General features: G+C 47.4%; 17 protein-coding genes. 4 read left to right on the top strand and 13 right to left on the bottom strand.

Annotation, left to right across the window (positions count from 1 at the left end; genetic code table 11):
• Positions 1-231: 231 nt before the first annotated feature.
• The 6 genes from MKZ13_RS02265 to MKZ13_RS02240 form a co-directional block, all read right to left on the bottom strand.
• Positions 232-2,745: a heavy metal translocating P-type ATPase gene (locus MKZ13_RS02265; protein WP_339185295.1), complete on the bottom strand. Its 2,514-nt coding sequence runs from the start codon at positions 2,743-2,745 to the stop codon at positions 232-234.
• A 189-nt stretch (positions 2,746-2,934) separates the two neighbouring features.
• Complete coding sequence (locus MKZ13_RS02260; protein WP_036673156.1) at positions 2,935-3,135, bottom strand: copper ion binding protein; 201 nt, start codon at positions 3,133-3,135, stop codon at positions 2,935-2,937.
• Positions 3,136-3,211: 76 nt separating this feature from the next.
• Positions 3,212-3,580: a metal-sensitive transcriptional regulator gene (locus MKZ13_RS02255; RefSeq protein ID WP_339185293.1), complete on the bottom strand. Its 369-nt coding sequence runs from the start codon at positions 3,578-3,580 to the stop codon at positions 3,212-3,214.
• A 152-nt stretch (positions 3,581-3,732) separates the two neighbouring features.
• Positions 3,733-4,194 (bottom strand): GNAT family N-acetyltransferase, encoded by a 462-nt coding sequence (locus tag MKZ13_RS02250; RefSeq protein WP_339181437.1) that lies wholly within the window; start codon positions 4,192-4,194, stop codon positions 3,733-3,735.
• 150 nt (positions 4,195-4,344) lie between these two features.
• A complete protein-coding gene (locus tag MKZ13_RS02245; RefSeq protein WP_017691007.1) occupies positions 4,345-4,530 on the bottom strand; it encodes a hypothetical protein in 186 nt (61 codons plus the stop codon).
• A gap of 104 nt (positions 4,531-4,634) precedes the next feature.
• Entirely contained in the window at positions 4,635-4,922 is a 288-nt protein-coding gene (locus MKZ13_RS02240; protein ID WP_101314873.1) for a hypothetical protein, read from the bottom strand.
• A gap of 135 nt (positions 4,923-5,057) precedes the next feature.
• On the opposite strand from MKZ13_RS02240, the gene MKZ13_RS02235 reads away from it, so the two are divergent.
• On the top strand, positions 5,058-5,243 hold the full coding sequence (locus tag MKZ13_RS02235) for a hypothetical protein (protein ID WP_076319539.1): 186 nt from the start codon (positions 5,058-5,060) through the stop codon (positions 5,241-5,243).
• 65 nt (positions 5,244-5,308) lie between these two features.
• Here the strand turns inward: MKZ13_RS02235 and MKZ13_RS02230 are convergent, their stop codons facing one another.
• The 7 genes from MKZ13_RS02230 to MKZ13_RS02200 all read right to left on the bottom strand — a co-directional run bounded on the left by MKZ13_RS02230 (position 5,309) and on the right by MKZ13_RS02200 (position 12,402).
• Positions 5,309-5,920 (bottom strand): hypothetical protein, encoded by a 612-nt coding sequence (locus tag MKZ13_RS02230; protein WP_221823887.1) that lies wholly within the window; start codon positions 5,918-5,920, stop codon positions 5,309-5,311.
• A 207-nt stretch (positions 5,921-6,127) separates the two neighbouring features.
• Positions 6,128-6,886, bottom strand: a complete 759-nt coding sequence (locus tag MKZ13_RS02225) for a nucleoside phosphorylase (RefSeq protein WP_221823886.1) — start codon at positions 6,884-6,886, stop codon at positions 6,128-6,130.
• Position 6,887: 1 nt separating this feature from the next.
• Positions 6,888-7,559, bottom strand: coding sequence for a sulfite oxidase-like oxidoreductase (locus MKZ13_RS02220; RefSeq protein WP_221823885.1), 672 nt, complete (start codon positions 7,557-7,559; stop codon positions 6,888-6,890).
• Positions 7,560-7,606: 47 nt separating this feature from the next.
• Positions 7,607-8,530 carry an ABC transporter permease gene (locus MKZ13_RS02215; RefSeq protein WP_017691011.1) on the bottom strand — a complete coding sequence of 308 codons (924 nt, stop codon included), beginning with the start codon at positions 8,528-8,530 and terminating at the stop codon, positions 7,607-7,609.
• Positions 8,514-9,581, bottom strand: a complete 1,068-nt coding sequence (locus MKZ13_RS02210; protein ID WP_221823884.1) for an ABC transporter permease — start codon at positions 9,579-9,581, stop codon at positions 8,514-8,516. The genes MKZ13_RS02215 and MKZ13_RS02210 overlap by 17 nt, the downstream gene beginning before the upstream one ends.
• Positions 9,578-11,077 (bottom strand): ABC transporter ATP-binding protein, encoded by a 1,500-nt coding sequence (locus MKZ13_RS02205; RefSeq protein WP_221823883.1) that lies wholly within the window; start codon positions 11,075-11,077, stop codon positions 9,578-9,580. The genes MKZ13_RS02210 and MKZ13_RS02205 overlap by 4 nt, the downstream gene beginning before the upstream one ends.
• Before the next feature lie 293 nt (positions 11,078-11,370).
• The gene (locus tag MKZ13_RS02200) at positions 11,371-12,402 is read right to left on the bottom strand and encodes a BMP family protein (protein WP_221823881.1); all 1,032 of its coding nucleotides are present in this window, start codon (positions 12,400-12,402) and stop codon (positions 11,371-11,373) included.
• A 276-nt stretch (positions 12,403-12,678) separates the two neighbouring features.
• On the opposite strand from MKZ13_RS02200, the gene MKZ13_RS02195 reads away from it, so the two are divergent.
• From MKZ13_RS02195 to MKZ13_RS02185, 3 genes are all read left to right on the top strand, one after another.
• On the top strand, positions 12,679-14,100 hold the full coding sequence (locus MKZ13_RS02195) for a hypothetical protein (RefSeq protein WP_221823880.1): 1,422 nt from the start codon (positions 12,679-12,681) through the stop codon (positions 14,098-14,100).
• A gap of 243 nt (positions 14,101-14,343) precedes the next feature.
• Positions 14,344-14,934: a DUF5317 domain-containing protein gene (locus MKZ13_RS02190; RefSeq protein ID WP_221823878.1), complete on the top strand. Its 591-nt coding sequence runs from the start codon at positions 14,344-14,346 to the stop codon at positions 14,932-14,934.
• A gap of 308 nt (positions 14,935-15,242) precedes the next feature.
• On the top strand, positions 15,243-17,075 hold the full coding sequence (locus MKZ13_RS02185; RefSeq protein ID WP_221823876.1) for a diguanylate cyclase: 1,833 nt from the start codon (positions 15,243-15,245) through the stop codon (positions 17,073-17,075).
• Positions 17,076-17,078 lie beyond the last annotated feature (3 nt).

Raw genomic sequence — 17,078 nt, 5'->3', positions numbered from 1 at the left:
GAAAATGAAAGCTTTATTCATGAATACAATCGATCCATTTTCACAAACGTGCATTATGCTATCCTTTCTCCGTAGAAAAGAACATCTATATCAACGATTCAGGCTTACTTTCTGGCGACTCAACTGTATTTTTCTCAACAAAAAACACGGTCCGTCACAGCGGACCGCGCATTTATTCATCCTCACTTCATTAACAATAAGGCGTTGAATATATCTCCAAACAAAGGTCGGTCAGTCATTTCTCTTCAGCTTCATGCGTTGCAGACGTAGGGAATTCAGGACAACCGACACGGAGCTGAACGCCATCGCCGCCCCTGCCAGCCATGGAGCCAAGAAGCCAACTGCCGCAATGGGAATACCAATAACGTTGTATCCGAGTGCCCAGAACAGGTTTTGTTTGATGTTCCCCATCGTGCGCCGGCTCATCTCAATGGCATCTGCAATGCTGTTCAGATCACCACGCATCAACGTAATATCCGCCGCTTCCATCGCTACATCCGTTCCTGTTCCGATGGCCATCCCAATATCAGCAGTAGCAAGTGCCGGAGCATCATTAATGCCGTCACCTACCATCGCAACTTTCAGGCCACTCTCCTGAAGTTTCTTCACTTCCGCAGCTTTACCTTCCGGCAGCACCTCAGCCAGAACTTTACCGATCCCTGCCTGTTCTGCTACAGCGCGAGCTGTTCGCTCATTGTCTCCCGTGATCATGATGACATCAATCCCCATCGCCTGAAGACGCCCAATGGCTTCGCGAGAGGTATCCTTGATGGTGTCAGCCACAGCCACGATCCCTGCCCACTGACCATCCACCGCTACCAGCATCGCTGTACGCCCTTGTTCCTCCAAACGGTTCATCTGCTGAACGGTTTCCTCAGAGACATTCACCTTCGCATCTGCAAGCAAACGACGTGTGCCGACCAGAATCTCCTGCCCTTTTGCTGAAGCTCGCACGCCGTATCCCGGTATGTTCTCAAACTTCTCTGTTGGGGTTAGCTCCAGGCCCTTGGCACGAATACCTGCAACAATTGCCTCTGCCAGCGGATGCTCGGAACTCTGTTCGGCCGCTCCCACTCGCTCAAGCAGATCGGATTCCGTCCAATTCGGAGCCGTGATAACATCGGTAAGCACCGGTTTACCCTGGGTTACTGTACCTGTTTTGTCGAGCACCACGGTCTGAATCTGTTGTGCTGACTCCAGATGTTCGCCGCCCTTAAACAGAATGCCATATTCAGCGGCACGTCCTGATCCAGCCATGACAGAGGTCGGCGTTGCCAGCCCCAGTGCACATGGACAGGCAATGACAAGCACAGCAATCGCTTTTTCAAGGGAACCAGCGAAGTCACCTGGACTTGCAAACAGATACCAGATCAGGAATGTCAGCGCGGCTATGCCAACAACAATGGGAACAAATATGCCTGAAATGACATCTGCAATCCGCTGGATCGGTGCTTTGGAGCCCTGAGCTTGCTCGACTACTTTAATAATCTGGGACAAAGCCGTGTCCGATCCCACTCGGGTCGCACGTAGTCGTAATACCCCGTTTTTATTCAGCGTAGCACCTGTAACAGGATCTCCAGGCTTTTTATCCACGGGAAGGCTCTCTCCGCTTAGCATGGATTCGTCCACAGAGGATTGCCCCTCTTCAACGATACCATCCACCGGGATACTGTCCCCCGGCTTCACCAGGATCAGATCACCCACCGCAACATATGCGGCAGGAACCATCACTTCCTGTCCGTCACGGATGACACGAGCTTCACGTGGAGCCAGTTCAATCAAGCTTTTAATAGCCTGTGAAGAGCGACCTTTCGCCACAGCTTCGAACCATTTTCCCAGTAAAATTAACGTAATCAGAATTGCACTTGTCTCATAATAGAGTTCTACCGAAGGCATGGCGGCTGTGCTCGTTCCCATTGCACCATGATCCATCGTTGTAGAAGGTAAGTACCCACTGGATAACGTCAGATAGAGACTATAGAAAAACGCTGCACTGGTACCCAATGCGACGAGAACGTCCATATTGGCACTGCGGTTACGTAGGGCTTTGTACGCCCCCACATAGAATTGCCATCCAATCACGAACTGTACTGGCGTTGCCAGAATCAGCTGGAACCAAGGGTTCATGAACAGATCTGGGACATAGATTCCGGATGTGAACGAGAAATGCCCGACCATTGCCCACAGTAAAGGAATTGATAACAACGCAGATATCATCCATTTCCACTTTTTGCGTTGCAGCTCACGTTCACGAACCGATGTGGTCTCTTCTTGCGTCAATTGCAGTTCAGCACCGTAGCCCATCTGCTTGATCTTGGCGGTAATATCCGAAGGTTTCAATGCACCAGCGGCATATTCGATATGCCCTGTTTCCAGCGCCAGATTCACATTCGCCTGAGATACCCCCGGTAGTCGGGAAAGTCCTTTTTCAATCCGGGCAGAACAGGCAGCACACGTCATACCGGTGATGTTCAGATCAACCGATTCGGACACCGTACCGTAGCCAAGCGCCTCTACTTTATCCCGCAACGCGTTCACGTTAGTTGTCTTCGGATCATAAGATACGGTTGCCTGTTCGATGGCAAGGTTCACATTGGCCTGATGCACACCTTCCATGCGGGACAATCCCTTCTCCACTCGCGTCGAACAGGCAGCACAGGTCATCCCCGTGATGTGCAGTGTTGCCTTCAGCCCTGGTGCTTCTGCCACAGGTGGTATTGGGGTGGGTTCAGATGATCCATCCATCGGTTTATTCGTTGAGTTATCCATCATGTCAGCTCCTTTCATATCGATTCAATTTATTGTATGTTGCATTCGAACATACCCCTAAGGGGTATATATCAGACAGAAAATTAGGCTTAAACCTGACTCGTGGGAAAAGGGGTTTGCCCTCTTTGTGCCCATGAGCATGTTCGGTTTAAGCCTGTGATCCCGTTAGACTACATCGTATCCCTGATCTTCAATCGCAGCTTTGATCTGATCCACGTTCACTTTCTGCTCATCATATTCCACTGCTACTGTTCCCGCTGCCAGATCAACCTTACCACTCGCACCGGTATTCTTCACAGCTTCTTCAACTGATTTCACGCAGTGATTGCAGGACATTCCCGTAACGTTCAACGTAACATTAGACATTGTAAATTCCTCCTTGGGGTATATTAAAATGATAAATTAAATAGTTGAATTGATTCAGCTTACTTCATTAACTTCCTTACTTCATTAACTTCCGCATCGTAACCAGCAGTTCATCCACAACCTCATGTTCACCAGCCTGAATACGCTCAACGATACAGCTCTTCATATGGCCTTCAAGCAAAAGTTTGCCCACTGAATTAAGAGCAGACTGAGCCGCCGCAATCTGCGTCAGCACATCATCACAGTACGTATCCTTTTCGATCAATCCTTTGATCCCGCGAATCTGACCTTCCACACGGTTCAAACGAGAGACCAGGTTACTCTTCATCTCCTGCGAATGGTGACTCTTGCGCACATGCTTCCCATCACTGCCCTCGGTATGACAGGATACCGCTTCTTGAACTGTAACCGAAGCTTCCGTTGAATCTGAAATGGAGGATTGCATAGGTTCCTCGGGATGGCTCTGATGTTCCATCTGAACACCCCTTTTCTTTCGTTCTTTTCTAAGAGTAACATACCCCATGGGGGTATTCAAGACTATTTTGATATTTTGATAAAAATGGAAGAATCCTTCCTAATTAAATAGAGCGATGCATCTTACAAGGTATACTCCATCCTGCTGCTGCGGACAACCAGACCCATCTGTTCATAGAAAGCCTGTGCCCCAGAGTTAAACGTCGACACGGATAATTCCACGCTGTCTGCCTGAAGCTCTCTCCCTAGCTCGATGAATGCTTGTAGTAACTGTTTGCCTGTTCCTTGCCCCCGATGTTTGTTATCCACTACAAGTTCATGGATGTACAACATCCTGCGATCCACCATCAATGGGTTATCCTGAATTAAACTTAACTGAGCACTCCCGTAACCCAGAATCAAACCCGTTTCGGAAGACTCGGCAACATATAGGTAACGCTTGTCCGTTTCCAGCAGTTCGGTGAACTCCTTTTCCTCCATTCTGGTCTCTAACGCTCTATACAGATCCGGCCGCGCCTCAACATGCATCTGGTGCAGCTCATCCATCAACAATGACACGCCAGGGTAGTCCCTCATTTCTGCCATTCTGATGTTATTCTTACCTGTAATCATCCCCATCACTCTTTCGTCTGCTGAATTTTACATTATTATACAACCAAAAAGCAGATACCATAAGGGTACCTGCTTCGCTACATTTATCTTCATTCCATCAAGCCCGTAGGATGCTCATGTTGTTTATTTTTTCGAAGAAGCATTTCCTTCATTAAAAGCAACAGGTGATGGCTTCGCTGCCCATTCGTCCGCCTGCGGTTCAATGTCTACTCCGCTCAAAATCTTCTTTTTCTCCATCAAGGAATCCCCGTCTTCATCCAGCTTGTTGCGAATTTCCGCCTCGTCCTGAGGTTGATTGTTCTGTGTCATCGTAGAATCCTCCCTTATGTGTTTATCTTCAATATGATGTTCCTTTATATAACTTACCCATTTTTTGCTTTATCATTCTCCGCGAGGGACATGCGATCCCCAAGTTATGTGTTATTTGAATTAAACATTAACTTTATTAAGCTAAATCCATCTCTAAACCCTTGCTCGTACATTACTGACTCTGCTGTACCCTGAAGAAGGGTTATTACATTACAATAGTCCAAAAATAAAGCCATCCCCTCTGGCTTAACATATTCACACAGCTCCATAAACAAACGATCACTTTCTTGACTCAATCTTTTATATTCTTTTGAATTATAAATCACAAGATTTCCGATACTCTCCATACGAAGAGCTTTGAACTGGTTAAATATTTCTTCGAAGTCCTCCATGTTCCCCTCCAAAAAAGTGACGTCACTATGAATATAAATATTAGAGTGACATCACTTAGATGTCAATATGATTGTATATTGAATTATTTTGTAATGATACAATATGAACATTACTTTTTGAGGAGATTTTATTTCATGGCTACAGATAAAAGAGTCTTTACACTTAGGCTGCGAGAAAAGAATTTTGAGAAAATTAAAGTGATTGCGGACAAAAACAAACGATCTATTGCAATGCAAATTGAGTATCTTATTGAACAACATATTGAAGAATTTGAGAAAGAACAAGGTGTTATTTACCCAGATAAACATAATGACGTATAGGTTTTGCGCCCTTAGTACATGCGCATTATCCATACGTCATTTTTCATGATATATCCTGTTACCCGTTAATCGAAATCAACCTGTTTATCCAAAATGATTTCCTCTACTTTGTATTCCATCTCTGGTATTGAGGGAATCAAGGAGAATCGAACGTTTTCCAGAGAAGAAGGAAGAGCAGGAACCACTCGGAAACTAATTTGCGTCTCCCCACCTCCTCCACGACTGCCATGTCTCATGGTGATATGTCTCTGTTCGCTGAATATTTCCAGAGCCAAATGTGGAACCATTTGTATACGCTCAGCTTCATTCCCCTTATATTGAATCTCCACATAAACGAGGCTTTCGCCTTCATATTGCATTGAATGCGTGATCATATACTCACACGAATCTTTGATCATTTTCTTCATAATCGGCACCACACTCGTCAATTGAAGAGGTTCACTTGGAAAGTAGTGTCTTTGCGGCATCGGTTGCACGCTACGGAGAACATATCGGATATCTTCCTCCTTCATATCCAGTAAGCTCACCCATTCATCGATGGTATTTTGAGGGGGTTGGTATTGGACTGCTCCGGTTATGTCCTTTCTGGCTGCAACCAGTTTCAAAAGTTGCTCATCAATCCGCTGTACCTCATCGCTGTATTCATTAGGAATTTCACGTAATTCACTCCAGCCCATATTTAATCACTCTCCTAATTTAATGACATGCCATGCAAATACAATTCGCTACTGTACCTGCATCCCCCTCTTAAAAAGGAAAAGACGCCCCCTGGGTCAAATTCGTGACCTTACGGGACGCCCTTTTTATATTGTCCACCTCAAATGGACATCATCTACCGGTTTGCTTGTAACACTGAGCAAAAATGCATACTTGCCTTAACCAACCTATGCCTGATCCTGGCGAGCAAGCGTGGCAAGTGCGCGTAGCGCTGCATTAATCTCACGCTCCACCGCTTGTCCAACCGCATCCGTATGTGGATCATACTCGGCAGCCAGGTCGCTGTCCGCGAATCCATCGATCGCGACAATGGCTCCAGCACGCGCGCCACGCAAGGTGCTGACAATATAGAGCGCTGCAATTTCCATCTCAGCTGCAAGTGCTCCAGCCTGCTTATACTTGCGGTGTGGAATCTCTTCCACGCCTGCAAAGAACGCATCCAGCGTTACGGTGATACCTACGCCCACTTTACCTGCAAAGCTTGCAGCATCCGCGCTTTCTTGCTCACCAGCAGCTTCGATCAACGCTTGTGTCACCCCAATGTCCGCTACCGCTGGAAAACCTTCCGGCACCAGTTGGCGAGTCAACCCGTCCGTACGAACGGCTGCTGTACTCACTATCACACTGCCTGCCGGATAATCGGCTGTATACGACCCAGCTGTACCTACACGAATCAGAGTTGTTACACCCGCGCGAATCAATTCCTCGAAACACACAGCTGCTCCTGGTGAACCTACACCGTGGCTGACCACAGCGATCTGTACCCCTTCATACAATCCAACAAATGTACGATACTCCCGACTGAACGCCAGTTCTCTCGCCTGCTCCAGCTTGTTGGAAATCTTCTCCGCACGTGCCGGATCACCACAGACGATGGCGTATGCCGGCATGTCTTCCGAATGAATCTGCAAAATAGGCATTAACATCTTAATCAAACTCCTTCTTCGTCCACTCGTCTTCCGGAATCGGCAGATCTTCACCGGAGAAGCGTTGTTCCTTGAACGGATCGGCAAAATGGTGGAAACCATTCACTTCCCAGAATCCGTTCCGATCTTCTGTCATAAACTCAAGACCACGTATCCACTTGGCACTCTTCCAGAAGTAAAGTTGTGGCACAACCATACGCAGTGGAAAACCATGCTTGGGTGTTAGTGGCTCACCGTTATATTTGAATGCAAGTAATACATCATCATGCATCAATTCTTCAAGCGGTACATTTGTCTCATAATCATGATCCGCATGGATCATGACGTATTTTGCCTCCGGCTTAACCCCAAGAAGCTTCACAAAATCGGAAAAGCGAATACCTTCCCACGGCGTATCAAATTTCGACCAACGGGTAACACAGTGAATATCACTCACCGTGTTCACCTGTGGCATCGCCTGCAACTCAGCTAGGGAGAACACCTTCTCCTCTTCCACTTCGCCGAATACCTTCAAGTCCCAAGTGGACAGGTCATATTCCGGCACTTCCCCTTCATGCAGAATCGGGAATTTCTCCGTCAGCATCTGTCCTGGCGGCAGCCGATCTCCGTGATCGTAACCTGTTTTGGGTGCCGGGGTTTTACTTTTTTTCAAACGTTCAGCCTTGTTATGCAAGTGGAATTCCTCCTTCTTTTACTGTCTCTAACATAGACATTCAGGAATTAACGCGAGCTTCCGCCCGCTTTCAGTGCATCCTGTGCATAGGTACGGTCTTTGAAAAAGAACATCGCGACAAGCGTTACAATATACGGCAGCATCAATGTGAAATGGGTTGGCAGGGAGAATCCTTGCAGACGAATACTTAATGCTTCCATGAAGCCAAACAGTACACTGGAGCCCATCACACCAAGCGGATTCGCTTGCCCCAGCATCGTTGCCACCAGCGCGATAAAGCCACGACCAGCAGTCATGCCTTCCGTAAACATCGTTACCTGACCGAGCGACAACTGTGCTCCAGCCAGAGCACACAACACACCGCACATCAGAACGGCACCATACTGGATGCCGCGTACCTTGATCCCGATGCTCTGCGCTGCAATTGGGTTCTCACCGACGGAGCGCAGGCGGAAGCCGGATACACTTTTGAACAGATAAAATTGCAATGCAATCACGAGCACAATGCCGAGGTAGACTAGCGGACTATGTCCCGATATTACATCGCCCACCCACGGAATGTCCTTAATCAATGGAATATCCCACTTGGGAAGTCCCACCATGTCTTTGTCGTAGTATGCACCTTTCACATCAAAAATCGCACGCAGTGCAAAGGTCGTCACCCCTGCAGCCAGGAAGTTGAGCGAGATCCCGACCACGATGGCGTTGGCCTTCAGATTAATGCTTATAAAGGCAAAGAGCGCTGAGAATAACATCACAATTATAATGGAAAAGAGTACAGCCAGCAGCACATTGCCAAACAGATAATTACCAACAATCGCGGAGAACGCACCGATCAGAACCAGTCCTTCAAGACCGACGTTGAACAGACCGACACGAGAACACAAAGCCCCACCGAGCGCTGCAAGCAGGATTGGAGTCATAATCCGCAAGGTTGAGCCAAACATGGCTGCATCAAACAGTTGTTGCATTGGACTTTTTCTCCTTTCTCCGCTTCAGGAATGAATAACCGATCTGAGCTGATACAAATAACGTCAATACAGCCTGGATGACACTGCCAACTTCCAGCGGTACATCCGTGTTCCGTTCCATCCCCATGGCACCTGTCTGTAACGCAGCCAGCAAAATAGCTGCCACAGCAGTACCGAGTGGATGTGAGCGGGCAAGCAGCGTTGCCATAATGCCGCTCCATGCGTAACTTGCCGATGACAGCGAGCCATCAAGGAAACGGTACTGTGTACCAAGCACTTCCCCCGCACCTGCAAGTCCAGCTAGTCCGCCACTGATGACCATGGACAGCATCATCATGCGAATGCGTCGAACACCACCGTAGGTTGCAAAGGACGGGTTGCTGCCGAGCATGCGGATTTCATAACCAGTCACCGTTTTATGTGTGAACCAGTAGATCAGAATAGCTGCTACAATGGCAATAATGAAGCCTGCATGCAGCCCCATGCCCTGGAACAACTTTGGCAACCAGATACTCTGGTCAATCATGGGTGTCTGAGCCATCGCAGCAGATCCTGTAGTGTCCTTGAATGGATAGGAGACCATGTAGCCCCCGAAATAAATGGCAATATAGTTAAGTAGTAAGGTTGTGATCAACAGATTCATGCCGAAACGCGCATCCAGCCACCCTGCAAACAGGGACCAGATTCCCCCGGCAAGAATACCTGCCATTATCGCAGCAATACACACAAACCAGCCTGGGCCTGGCAGATAGAGCGCCGTGAGCGCGGCACTAAGCCCGCCAAGAATCATCTGGCCTTCCGCTCCCATATTGAAGAATCCGGCACGGAATGCCAATGCTACGCCAAGCCCTGCCAAGATAATTGGTGTGGAACGAGCCAACGTATTCGTGAAGAAGTAGAAGTTGCCGAAGGCCCCTTTCCACATCTCCGCATACGTATCCACCACATTACCGCCAACGATCAGAATCGCCACAGCCCCTGCAATCAGACCGATGAATACGGCAAGCAGCGGCTGCACGAGTCCGCGAAGTGTTTCTTTTACCCGATTCATATCCGCTCTTTCCCTCCTGCCATTAACAAGCTGATCTGTTCCTCAGTCGCTTCCTCTGCTCTCAATTCTCCCGCAATCTCACCTTCATACATGACAATAATCCGATCAGATAATTGCAAAATTTCGGACAACTCTGATGAAATGAGTAGAATACCCGCACCCTCGCTACGCTTGCGCAGCAATTCGGCATGAATCGTCTCCATCGCTCCGATATCCACACCACGTGTTGGTTCGGCTGCAATCAGAAACGGTGTATCCTGTGCAAATTCACGAGCGGCAATCAGCTTCTGCAAGTTTCCTCCGGACAGAAACTGTGCCTTGGTCTCCGCAGAACCTGTCTTGATGCTGAACTGTTGGATCCAACTCTCTACCATTGTTCTTGCTGCTTTGGCTTTGATAATGCCGCGTGACTGCAAGCGATGATGGTGTCCCATTAGCCCGTTCTCGCGAACACTCGCATCCTTGGCCGCTCCCCACATGTAACGATCTTCCGGGATATGAGCAAGTCCATGCTCCCGGATGCGCCGTACAGGCCAGTTGGTTGTATCCTGCCCGGAGAGCAAGACGCGACCACTATCCGCCTTACGCAGTCCGGCAATGACCTGAATCAGTTCCGACTGGCCGTTACCCGAGATACCCGCTATGCCAACGACCTCACCTTTTCGAACCTCCATATGAATCTCCTTGAGCGCCGAACGATCCTTCGCTCCGGACAGATTAACCCCTTCCACCTGAAGCACCGCTTCCGCTGGAACCGATGGCTGCTTGTCCATACGCACAAGTTCACGACCAACCATCAGACGGGACAATTCTTCCACATGTGTATCTTTGGCTTCCAACGTACCTGTCACCTGACCATCCCGAAGCACCGTGATCCGGTCGGCTACATCCATGACTTCTTGCAGCTTGTGCGTGATCAGTACAAAGGTTTTGCCCAGCTTGGCGAGAGATTTCATGTTCGCCAGCAGTTCTTTCACTTCAAGTGGTGTCAATACCGCCGAAGGTTCGTCCAATATAATGATGTCTGCGCCCTGATGCAGCACCTTGAGAATTTCAACACGCTGCTGCATGCCAAGCGGGCACTCGGACACTTTTTTCCACGGGTCGACCGGCATACCATATTTTCTGCCAAGCTCGTTTACTTGAGCCGCTGCTTTTTTGCGGTCAAATGCGCCTGCCTTAGCCGGTTCGCGTCCGATCACGATGTTCTCCGCCACCGTAAAGGAAGGGAACAGCATGAAATGCTGATGCACCATGCCGATGCCACTTGCCATCGCCTGGGACGGCGTGGCAAAGCTCACCTCACGTCCGCGGACTTTGATTGTGCCTGACGTGGGCTGTTCCATACCGTACAGCATACGCATCAAGGTTGTTTTACCGGCCCCATTCTCACCTACCAGGGCATGAATCTCTCCCTCACGCAAATTAAAACGGATGTCACGGTTAGCGGTGAAGCCACCGTACTTCTTCGTAATCTGCTCCATCTCCAACAGCATATCTCGCGTTCGCTCCCCTCAATTCAACTTAAAAAGGTTACACACGCCACTACGATGACAGAACAACCTTCCGATCGCCGTTATCCCCAGATTTTTTGATTCCCTTTTGACACGGGAAAATCCGGGGATAAATGCGAACACTTCGCTTCTTCAGGTTATTTCTGTCCTCTTCGTTATCGTGTAAACGATAAGTTGAACATATACTGGTCATTTAATAGCAGCAAAACCGGCTGCCTGATCGGGCAGCCGGCTGATCATTTCCATCACTCATTCATTGAAAAGAACATTCAAAACTATTGTTGCAATGGATCTTTGACTACAATTTTGCCGGATACGATATCATCCTTGATTGCTTTAACCTTGTCGATCACTTCTTGTCCGACGAAAGCATTCAATGGAGATTCGCTATCACGTGTAACGTAAGTCAGGCCTACACCGTCTTCTTTCAAACCGTAGTTTACTGCACCTGCTTTGAAGTTGCCTTCTACAAAATCTTTCACGGTCTCATAAGCAACCGTATCGGTTGACTTCAATTGAGACAATACGATATGTTCCGGGTCTTCAACTGTACGGTCCGTATCCTGACCTGATGTGTAGAATCCTTTTTCCTTGGCTGCTTCGAACACGCCGAGATCACCTACAGCGGATGCGCCAGCGATGAAGTCAGCGCCTTTGCCGAATTGCACCAGCGCCAATTCTTTGGCTTTGGCCGGGTCATTAAATCCACCTACATAGTTCACGAGGAATTCTGCATCCGGATTCACGGATTCCAATCCAGCTTTGAAACCTTCCGTATATTTCTTGATCAATGGTACATCCATTGCTGCGATCATGCCGAGTTTGTCTGTTTTGGTGGACAATCCAGCAGCTGCACCGAGCAGGTACGCCCCTTCATATTCACGGAAACCAACGCTACGAACGTTAGGAAGATCAACGGTTGTATCTACAATTGCAAAGGACTTGTCCGGATTTTCTGCAGCGACTTTCTTCAATGCATCTTCTGCCTGGAAAGTTGCTGTAATAATCAGATCATAATTCTCGGCAACCGCTGCACGCAGATTTTGTTCAAATGCTGCCGGGTCTGTCGATTCAATCGTCTTGGTGTCTACTTTGAATTCTTCACCTGCTTTTTTGAAGCCTTCATCCATCTGTACAAAGAAAGGGTTAACCCCTATTTTTTCGGGAAGTACGAGGGCCATCCGAAGAGATTTCTCAGAATCACTGCCTTGGGCGGATTGTTCGTCTTTGGAAGCCGAATTTCCACAAGCTGCTAACAAAATAGCCAACATGATGATCGATAAGACGAACGATAAACCTCTTTTCATTTTGAAAATACCCCTTTTCAACATTCTTTTTTCTTATCCTAGCGGATACTGTCGATCCTTGTCAATAAATCTTTGAGCGTATACACTCAAATAGAATATAATTGACAATTCACTTTCTACCAAGCTTTGGAAACCGTTCTGTATCAAGCTTTTTTTCGTTGACATCCAGCGCGTCTCCGTGCTAAAGTCAATCCAATTATTCTATTCTGATAGGAATTGTCAGAATTATAACCCAAAGCTAATTATTTTCCAACCCATTTTAAGGAGGCTATTCATTTGAAAAAAATCACCCAGATCACACTGGCGGCTCTACTCGCCGCTCCGGTAACACTCGGCAGCCTAAGCTTGCCCGCTTCCGCTTCTGCAGCATCTGCAACTCCGGCTAAACCAACCACATCACAAAGTGTCAAAGGACCGGTAGCTCAGGCGCCAGGCGCTTATACGGAAAGCGCAGCGGATTTTGCTCAATTCTTGCAAGCGAAATACAACATTCAATTGCCGCAACAGATTACCAAAGGTGATTTCATTCAAGCCATTGCAGCCATCACGGAAGCAACTCAAGCAAGTGACATTGAAGCCAAAGCTCCAGTCTTTACCGATCTGTCTTCTGGTGATTCTTCATATGATGCTGCCGTATCCTTATACAATAATGGGGTTCTTACCGGTACAGAAGTACGTGCCAAGGATCATCTGAGCACTTATGCAGCGGTCTTCATCGCGGTGAAAGCAGCCGGATTCAAGGAACTGGCTTATACATATCCTGCAGAGAAAACAGCCAAAGCGCTTGCCAAAGTTGGCATTAGCCCGAACCGTGTTCAGGGACAAGCCGCACAGGAACTGGCTGCGGCGATCGATACAGGCCTGATTCCCGAAAGCCTATACCCCGCTCTCCTTAAAGGTGGCGTAGCAAGTAAAGATTTCGCTAATACTTTGCTTGGACGCGTACTGGTCAGTCAAGGGAAATACAAACATGAGATTGGGCGTTCCGGCGATGCGGACATCTATTCCAAACTATACGCTGCATATCGCACAGCGGATCTGATCGAGTCACCTGAGCTGAGAAAGATTGTGGATCAGGCCCTGCGAGATGATCTCGTAACAGGTTATAATCTGAAGGATAGCCGCTTTGATTCCAACTTTATCGATGAACTGACACTTACCTATGGCCACGATAATATTCAACATGCTGTACAGTTGGTTGGTTTGTTGCGTAGCGAAGGTATTGATGCTGATGTACAATTCCAGCCGAAGACATCTGCCTTCATTTATTTGAAGGAATGGGGCGAGCCGAAGGAAACACCTGATTATAAAGTGACACAGATCGAGAACGGCAACTATATTGCTTCTGCGAAGGAATATGATATTCAGTTCGAGTTCAACAATGTGGCAGACAAAGTCCGCTTCAACGACATTGTGCTGAAATATGCCAAAAAGAACAGTGACAGTACATCTCCATTGATTCTCAGTTCCTGGTGGCAACCGCTGTATTATTCACCAACTGCATTGGCGAACTATCCTGTCATTTCCAATAATAAGATCGCGCTTGGCAATTACTATGCTCAGTCCTTCTCTCTGAAAGAGAATGCCAAATCCATTCGTGAAGGTTTCCTGAAGTTGGCACCTGATGCGGACATTACAACGTATGACTTCTGGGTGGACCAGCCTTTCTTCAACTATCTGAACGGTGGATCCGAATAAAATAAATTCCGTCTCCAACCGAATTAAAGCTCGTATTTTGGCACCATAAGCAGCCGTCCTTTACCGAATTTTACAGGGGTTTCGACCCCTAGATTCGTAAAGGCGGTTTTTTGTTCAGCATTTTGCAAATTTCTTCTACAAAATCATTTTCCTCATGCAGGAATTACCAATATAAGGTCGAATCCTATATGTACACAAACACGCAATCATATTGCATATCTCCGCACGAACAGGAGTTACTCCATGGTATATGACGGTATTCTACTAGGCTTAATCGTTGGATTTTTTCGGGGCGGGTTGCGGCATGGGCTCAACCAGTTTGCAACACTCAAACTGCGAAGCGGCTGGATTTTCCCTGTATTGTTACTAATCCAGTTCTTTATTTTCTATCTCCAGGAACGATTCGAATGGGTGGCATCCATTAATGGATATCTCTTTGCTGCCGTTTACATTACAGGGCTCGCTTTCCTGTGGCTCAACAGACACCATACCGGGTTCATGCTCATCTGGATTGGGGTATTTCTCAATTTTGCCGTTATGGCTGTAAATGGTGGGCGCATGCCTGTTTCTGTGGAAGCCTCCGCTGTACTGGGTCCCTATTATGTAGACATGCTCAGGGAAGGCGGCGCCGTATCGAAGCATTTTATGATGGATGCATCTACAAATCTGCCTTTTCTCGGTGATATCATCCCACTCTCCAGCCCTTATCCACGGACTCAGGTGATCAGTATCGGTGATGTGGTCATGAACGTTGGCATATTCCTTTTTATCCAATACATGATGGTGAATCGGGACAAAAAGGCTGTACAACCTGCTAAAACTCATCAGGCTTGAAGAAACAGGTAGACTCCAAGGAAGGGAGGTCTTCTCCATGAAAAAATTTGAAGGTATGAAATATTCCCGCATTGTCATCAACGCAATCATCGTGGCTTCTGTCGTTGTAGCGTTAACTTCGGGATACAAGCTGGGCGGCTAGTATCCATACCGCCAAACAAGACAAACAGGCTGCCAGCGGCCTGTTTTTTCTTTCTGGATTTTTGGCAGGCAACTTGGTATGTTATACATCTATATAGTATATCCATATACAAAACACCAATTATATACACATCAAGAGTAGACTAAACCCAAGCAGGAGATTTTTTATGAACTTTATTCGTAACCTTATCCATAAGGCAGATCGAAGCAGTCTGTATGTTATTTTGCTTAGTTTTACCGGGATCGGTGTTTTTCTGTACATGAACAAGTGGTCTTATCTTCATCTAACCACGGCGGATTGGGTTATGGTCTACACCATGCTGGGTGCGGCGTTAATTCTGGATTATTTCACGTTCCAGATTCCACCCAAAGGCAATCAGCAATCCATGGATTCATCGGTATACCTTGCCTGTATATTTATGTTTGGCGGAGCTTTCAGTTTATCTGTGCTGCTTCCTGTCTCCATCATCCTGTTAATCAAAGAGCGCAAGCTTACCTGGTGGAAACATATTGTCAATTTCAGCATCTACAGTCTCATGATTACGGGAGCAGCTGCCGTGTTTGAGTGGACTGGCGGGCAATCGGGAACTCTGGACGGTTATAACCTGATTCCTTATTTTGCAGCACTCGCAGCCTACTTCATCATCAACACGATTACACTTGGCTTATTCTTTCATTTCTCAACAAAGGATGCATTACAGCAGATGAAGCGGGCATTCGTTACCGAATCCCTGCTGGTTTATTTATGTACGCTGATTCTGGCGCTTGTCCTGACGATTCTGGTTGTACACAATGGCGTGCTCGGTCTGTTGTTGTATCTGAGTCTCAGTATTCTGCTCTCCCATGCATTCAAGCAATTGTTTGTCATGTATCAGACCATCGAGGAGAAAGCTAACACGGATCAACGCACAGGTCTGTTCAACCATAGTTATTTTGAAAGTATGCTGGAAAATGAACTGACTACCGCTCGTACGCAAGGAACACCGCTCTGTCTGGGGCTTATTGATATTGATGATTTCAAAAAGTATAACGATCGGTTTGGCCATCTACAAGGCGACAGTCTGCTGGCCCTGCTGGGAGATTTTCTGATGCGCAAGACGGAAGGCACACCTGTTACCGCCTTTCGTTATGGAGGGGAAGAGTTTACTTTGCTCATGCCAGGCATGGAACTGGACGAATCCTACAGGTTCATGAACAAGCTTCGTAAACAACTGAACGACACGCCGTTTGAAGGTGTTGAAGTGTTTCCACACGGTTGTCTCTCCTTCTCTGCTGGCGTCGCGCCCTATCAGGTGGATATGTATAACAAATCCCAGCTCGTGGATCAGGCGGATAAAGCACTGTATTATGCGAAGAAACAGGGCAAGAATAACGTGCACCGCCACGGTAGCAATGATGGCATGGAACACGAGATTGATCTGGTACAGGACGTTCGTGACATTGAGCAGCAGCTCAATCTGTTCAGATACAAGGATATGGATACTTTTAAACATTCCAAACGGGTCTACAAATATGCCCTGGATATCAGTGAATTGCTTGCACTGGACAATGCGGAAAAACGTCGTTTCGTGCTGGGAGCACTGATTCATGACATCGGCAAACTGGAGATTCCTTGGTCCATTCTGAACAAAAAGGACAAGCTCACTGCAGAAGAATGGGAAACGATCAAAGGACATGTCACTTGGGGCAAAAAAATGGTGATCACCAACGATCGCTTCGCCGATCTGATTCCGTATATTGAACTTCACCACGAACGCTATGATGGCAAAGGCTATCCTTACGGCCTGAAGGGTAACGAGATTCCCCGGCTCTGCCGGATGCTGACCGTGATTGACTCCTTTGATGCCATGACGACAGAGCGGCCATATCAGGAAACCAAGAACGTGGAAGAAGCGATTCGGGAGCTACGCGCATGTTCGGGTTCACAGTTCGATCCGGAGCTTGCCGAGTTGTTCATTCAATATATTGAGAAAAGAACCGCTCAGCAACAGTTGCAGTAAGAT

The sequence above is a fragment of the Paenibacillus sp. FSL R5-0701 genome (genome assembly GCF_037973995.1).
Classification (GTDB): domain Bacteria; phylum Bacillota; class Bacilli; order Paenibacillales; family Paenibacillaceae; genus Paenibacillus.
The sequence above is the reverse complement of the archived record's forward strand: the minus strand, read 5'-3'. Positions and strand labels throughout refer to the sequence as shown.

What these genes read in the sequence shown, in the direction of transcription:
- MKZ13_RS02250 (WP_339181437.1), bottom strand. Translation starts at nt 4,194, where the DNA reads ATGGCAGAAATGAGGGACTACCCTGGCGTGTCATTGTTGATGGATGAG.
- MKZ13_RS02205 (WP_221823883.1), bottom strand. Translation starts at nt 11,077, where the DNA reads ATGCTGTTGGAGATGGAGCAGATTACGAAGAAGTACGGTGGCTTCACC.
- MKZ13_RS02215 (WP_017691011.1), bottom strand. Translation starts at nt 8,530, where the DNA reads ATGCAACAACTGTTTGATGCAGCCATGTTTGGCTCAACCTTGCGGATT.
- MKZ13_RS02230 (WP_221823887.1), bottom strand. Translation starts at nt 5,920, where the DNA reads ATGGGCTGGAGTGAATTACGTGAAATTCCTAATGAATACAGCGATGAG.
- MKZ13_RS02255 (WP_339185293.1), bottom strand. Translation starts at nt 3,580, where the DNA reads ATGCAATCCTCCATTTCAGATTCAACGGAAGCTTCGGTTACAGTTCAA.
- MKZ13_RS02190 (WP_221823878.1), top strand. Translation starts at nt 14,344, where the DNA reads ATGGTATATGACGGTATTCTACTAGGCTTAATCGTTGGATTTTTTCGG.
- MKZ13_RS02245 (WP_017691007.1), bottom strand. Translation starts at nt 4,530, where the DNA reads ATGACACAGAACAATCAACCTCAGGACGAGGCGGAAATTCGCAACAAG.
- MKZ13_RS02200 (WP_221823881.1), bottom strand. Translation starts at nt 12,402, where the DNA reads ATGAAAAGAGGTTTATCGTTCGTCTTATCGATCATCATGTTGGCTATT.
- MKZ13_RS02235 (WP_076319539.1), top strand. Translation starts at nt 5,058, where the DNA reads ATGGCTACAGATAAAAGAGTCTTTACACTTAGGCTGCGAGAAAAGAAT.
- MKZ13_RS02260 (WP_036673156.1), bottom strand. Translation starts at nt 3,135, where the DNA reads ATGTCTAATGTTACGTTGAACGTTACGGGAATGTCCTGCAATCACTGC.
- MKZ13_RS02185 (WP_221823876.1), top strand. Translation starts at nt 15,243, where the DNA reads ATGAACTTTATTCGTAACCTTATCCATAAGGCAGATCGAAGCAGTCTG.
- MKZ13_RS02240 (WP_101314873.1), bottom strand. Translation starts at nt 4,922, where the DNA reads ATGGAGGACTTCGAAGAAATATTTAACCAGTTCAAAGCTCTTCGTATG.
- MKZ13_RS02265 (WP_339185295.1), bottom strand. Translation starts at nt 2,745, where the DNA reads ATGGATGGATCATCTGAACCCACCCCAATACCACCTGTGGCAGAAGCA.
- MKZ13_RS02225 (WP_221823886.1), bottom strand. Translation starts at nt 6,886, where the DNA reads ATGTTAATGCCTATTTTGCAGATTCATTCGGAAGACATGCCGGCATAC.
- MKZ13_RS02210 (WP_221823884.1), bottom strand. Translation starts at nt 9,581, where the DNA reads ATGAATCGGGTAAAAGAAACACTTCGCGGACTCGTGCAGCCGCTGCTT.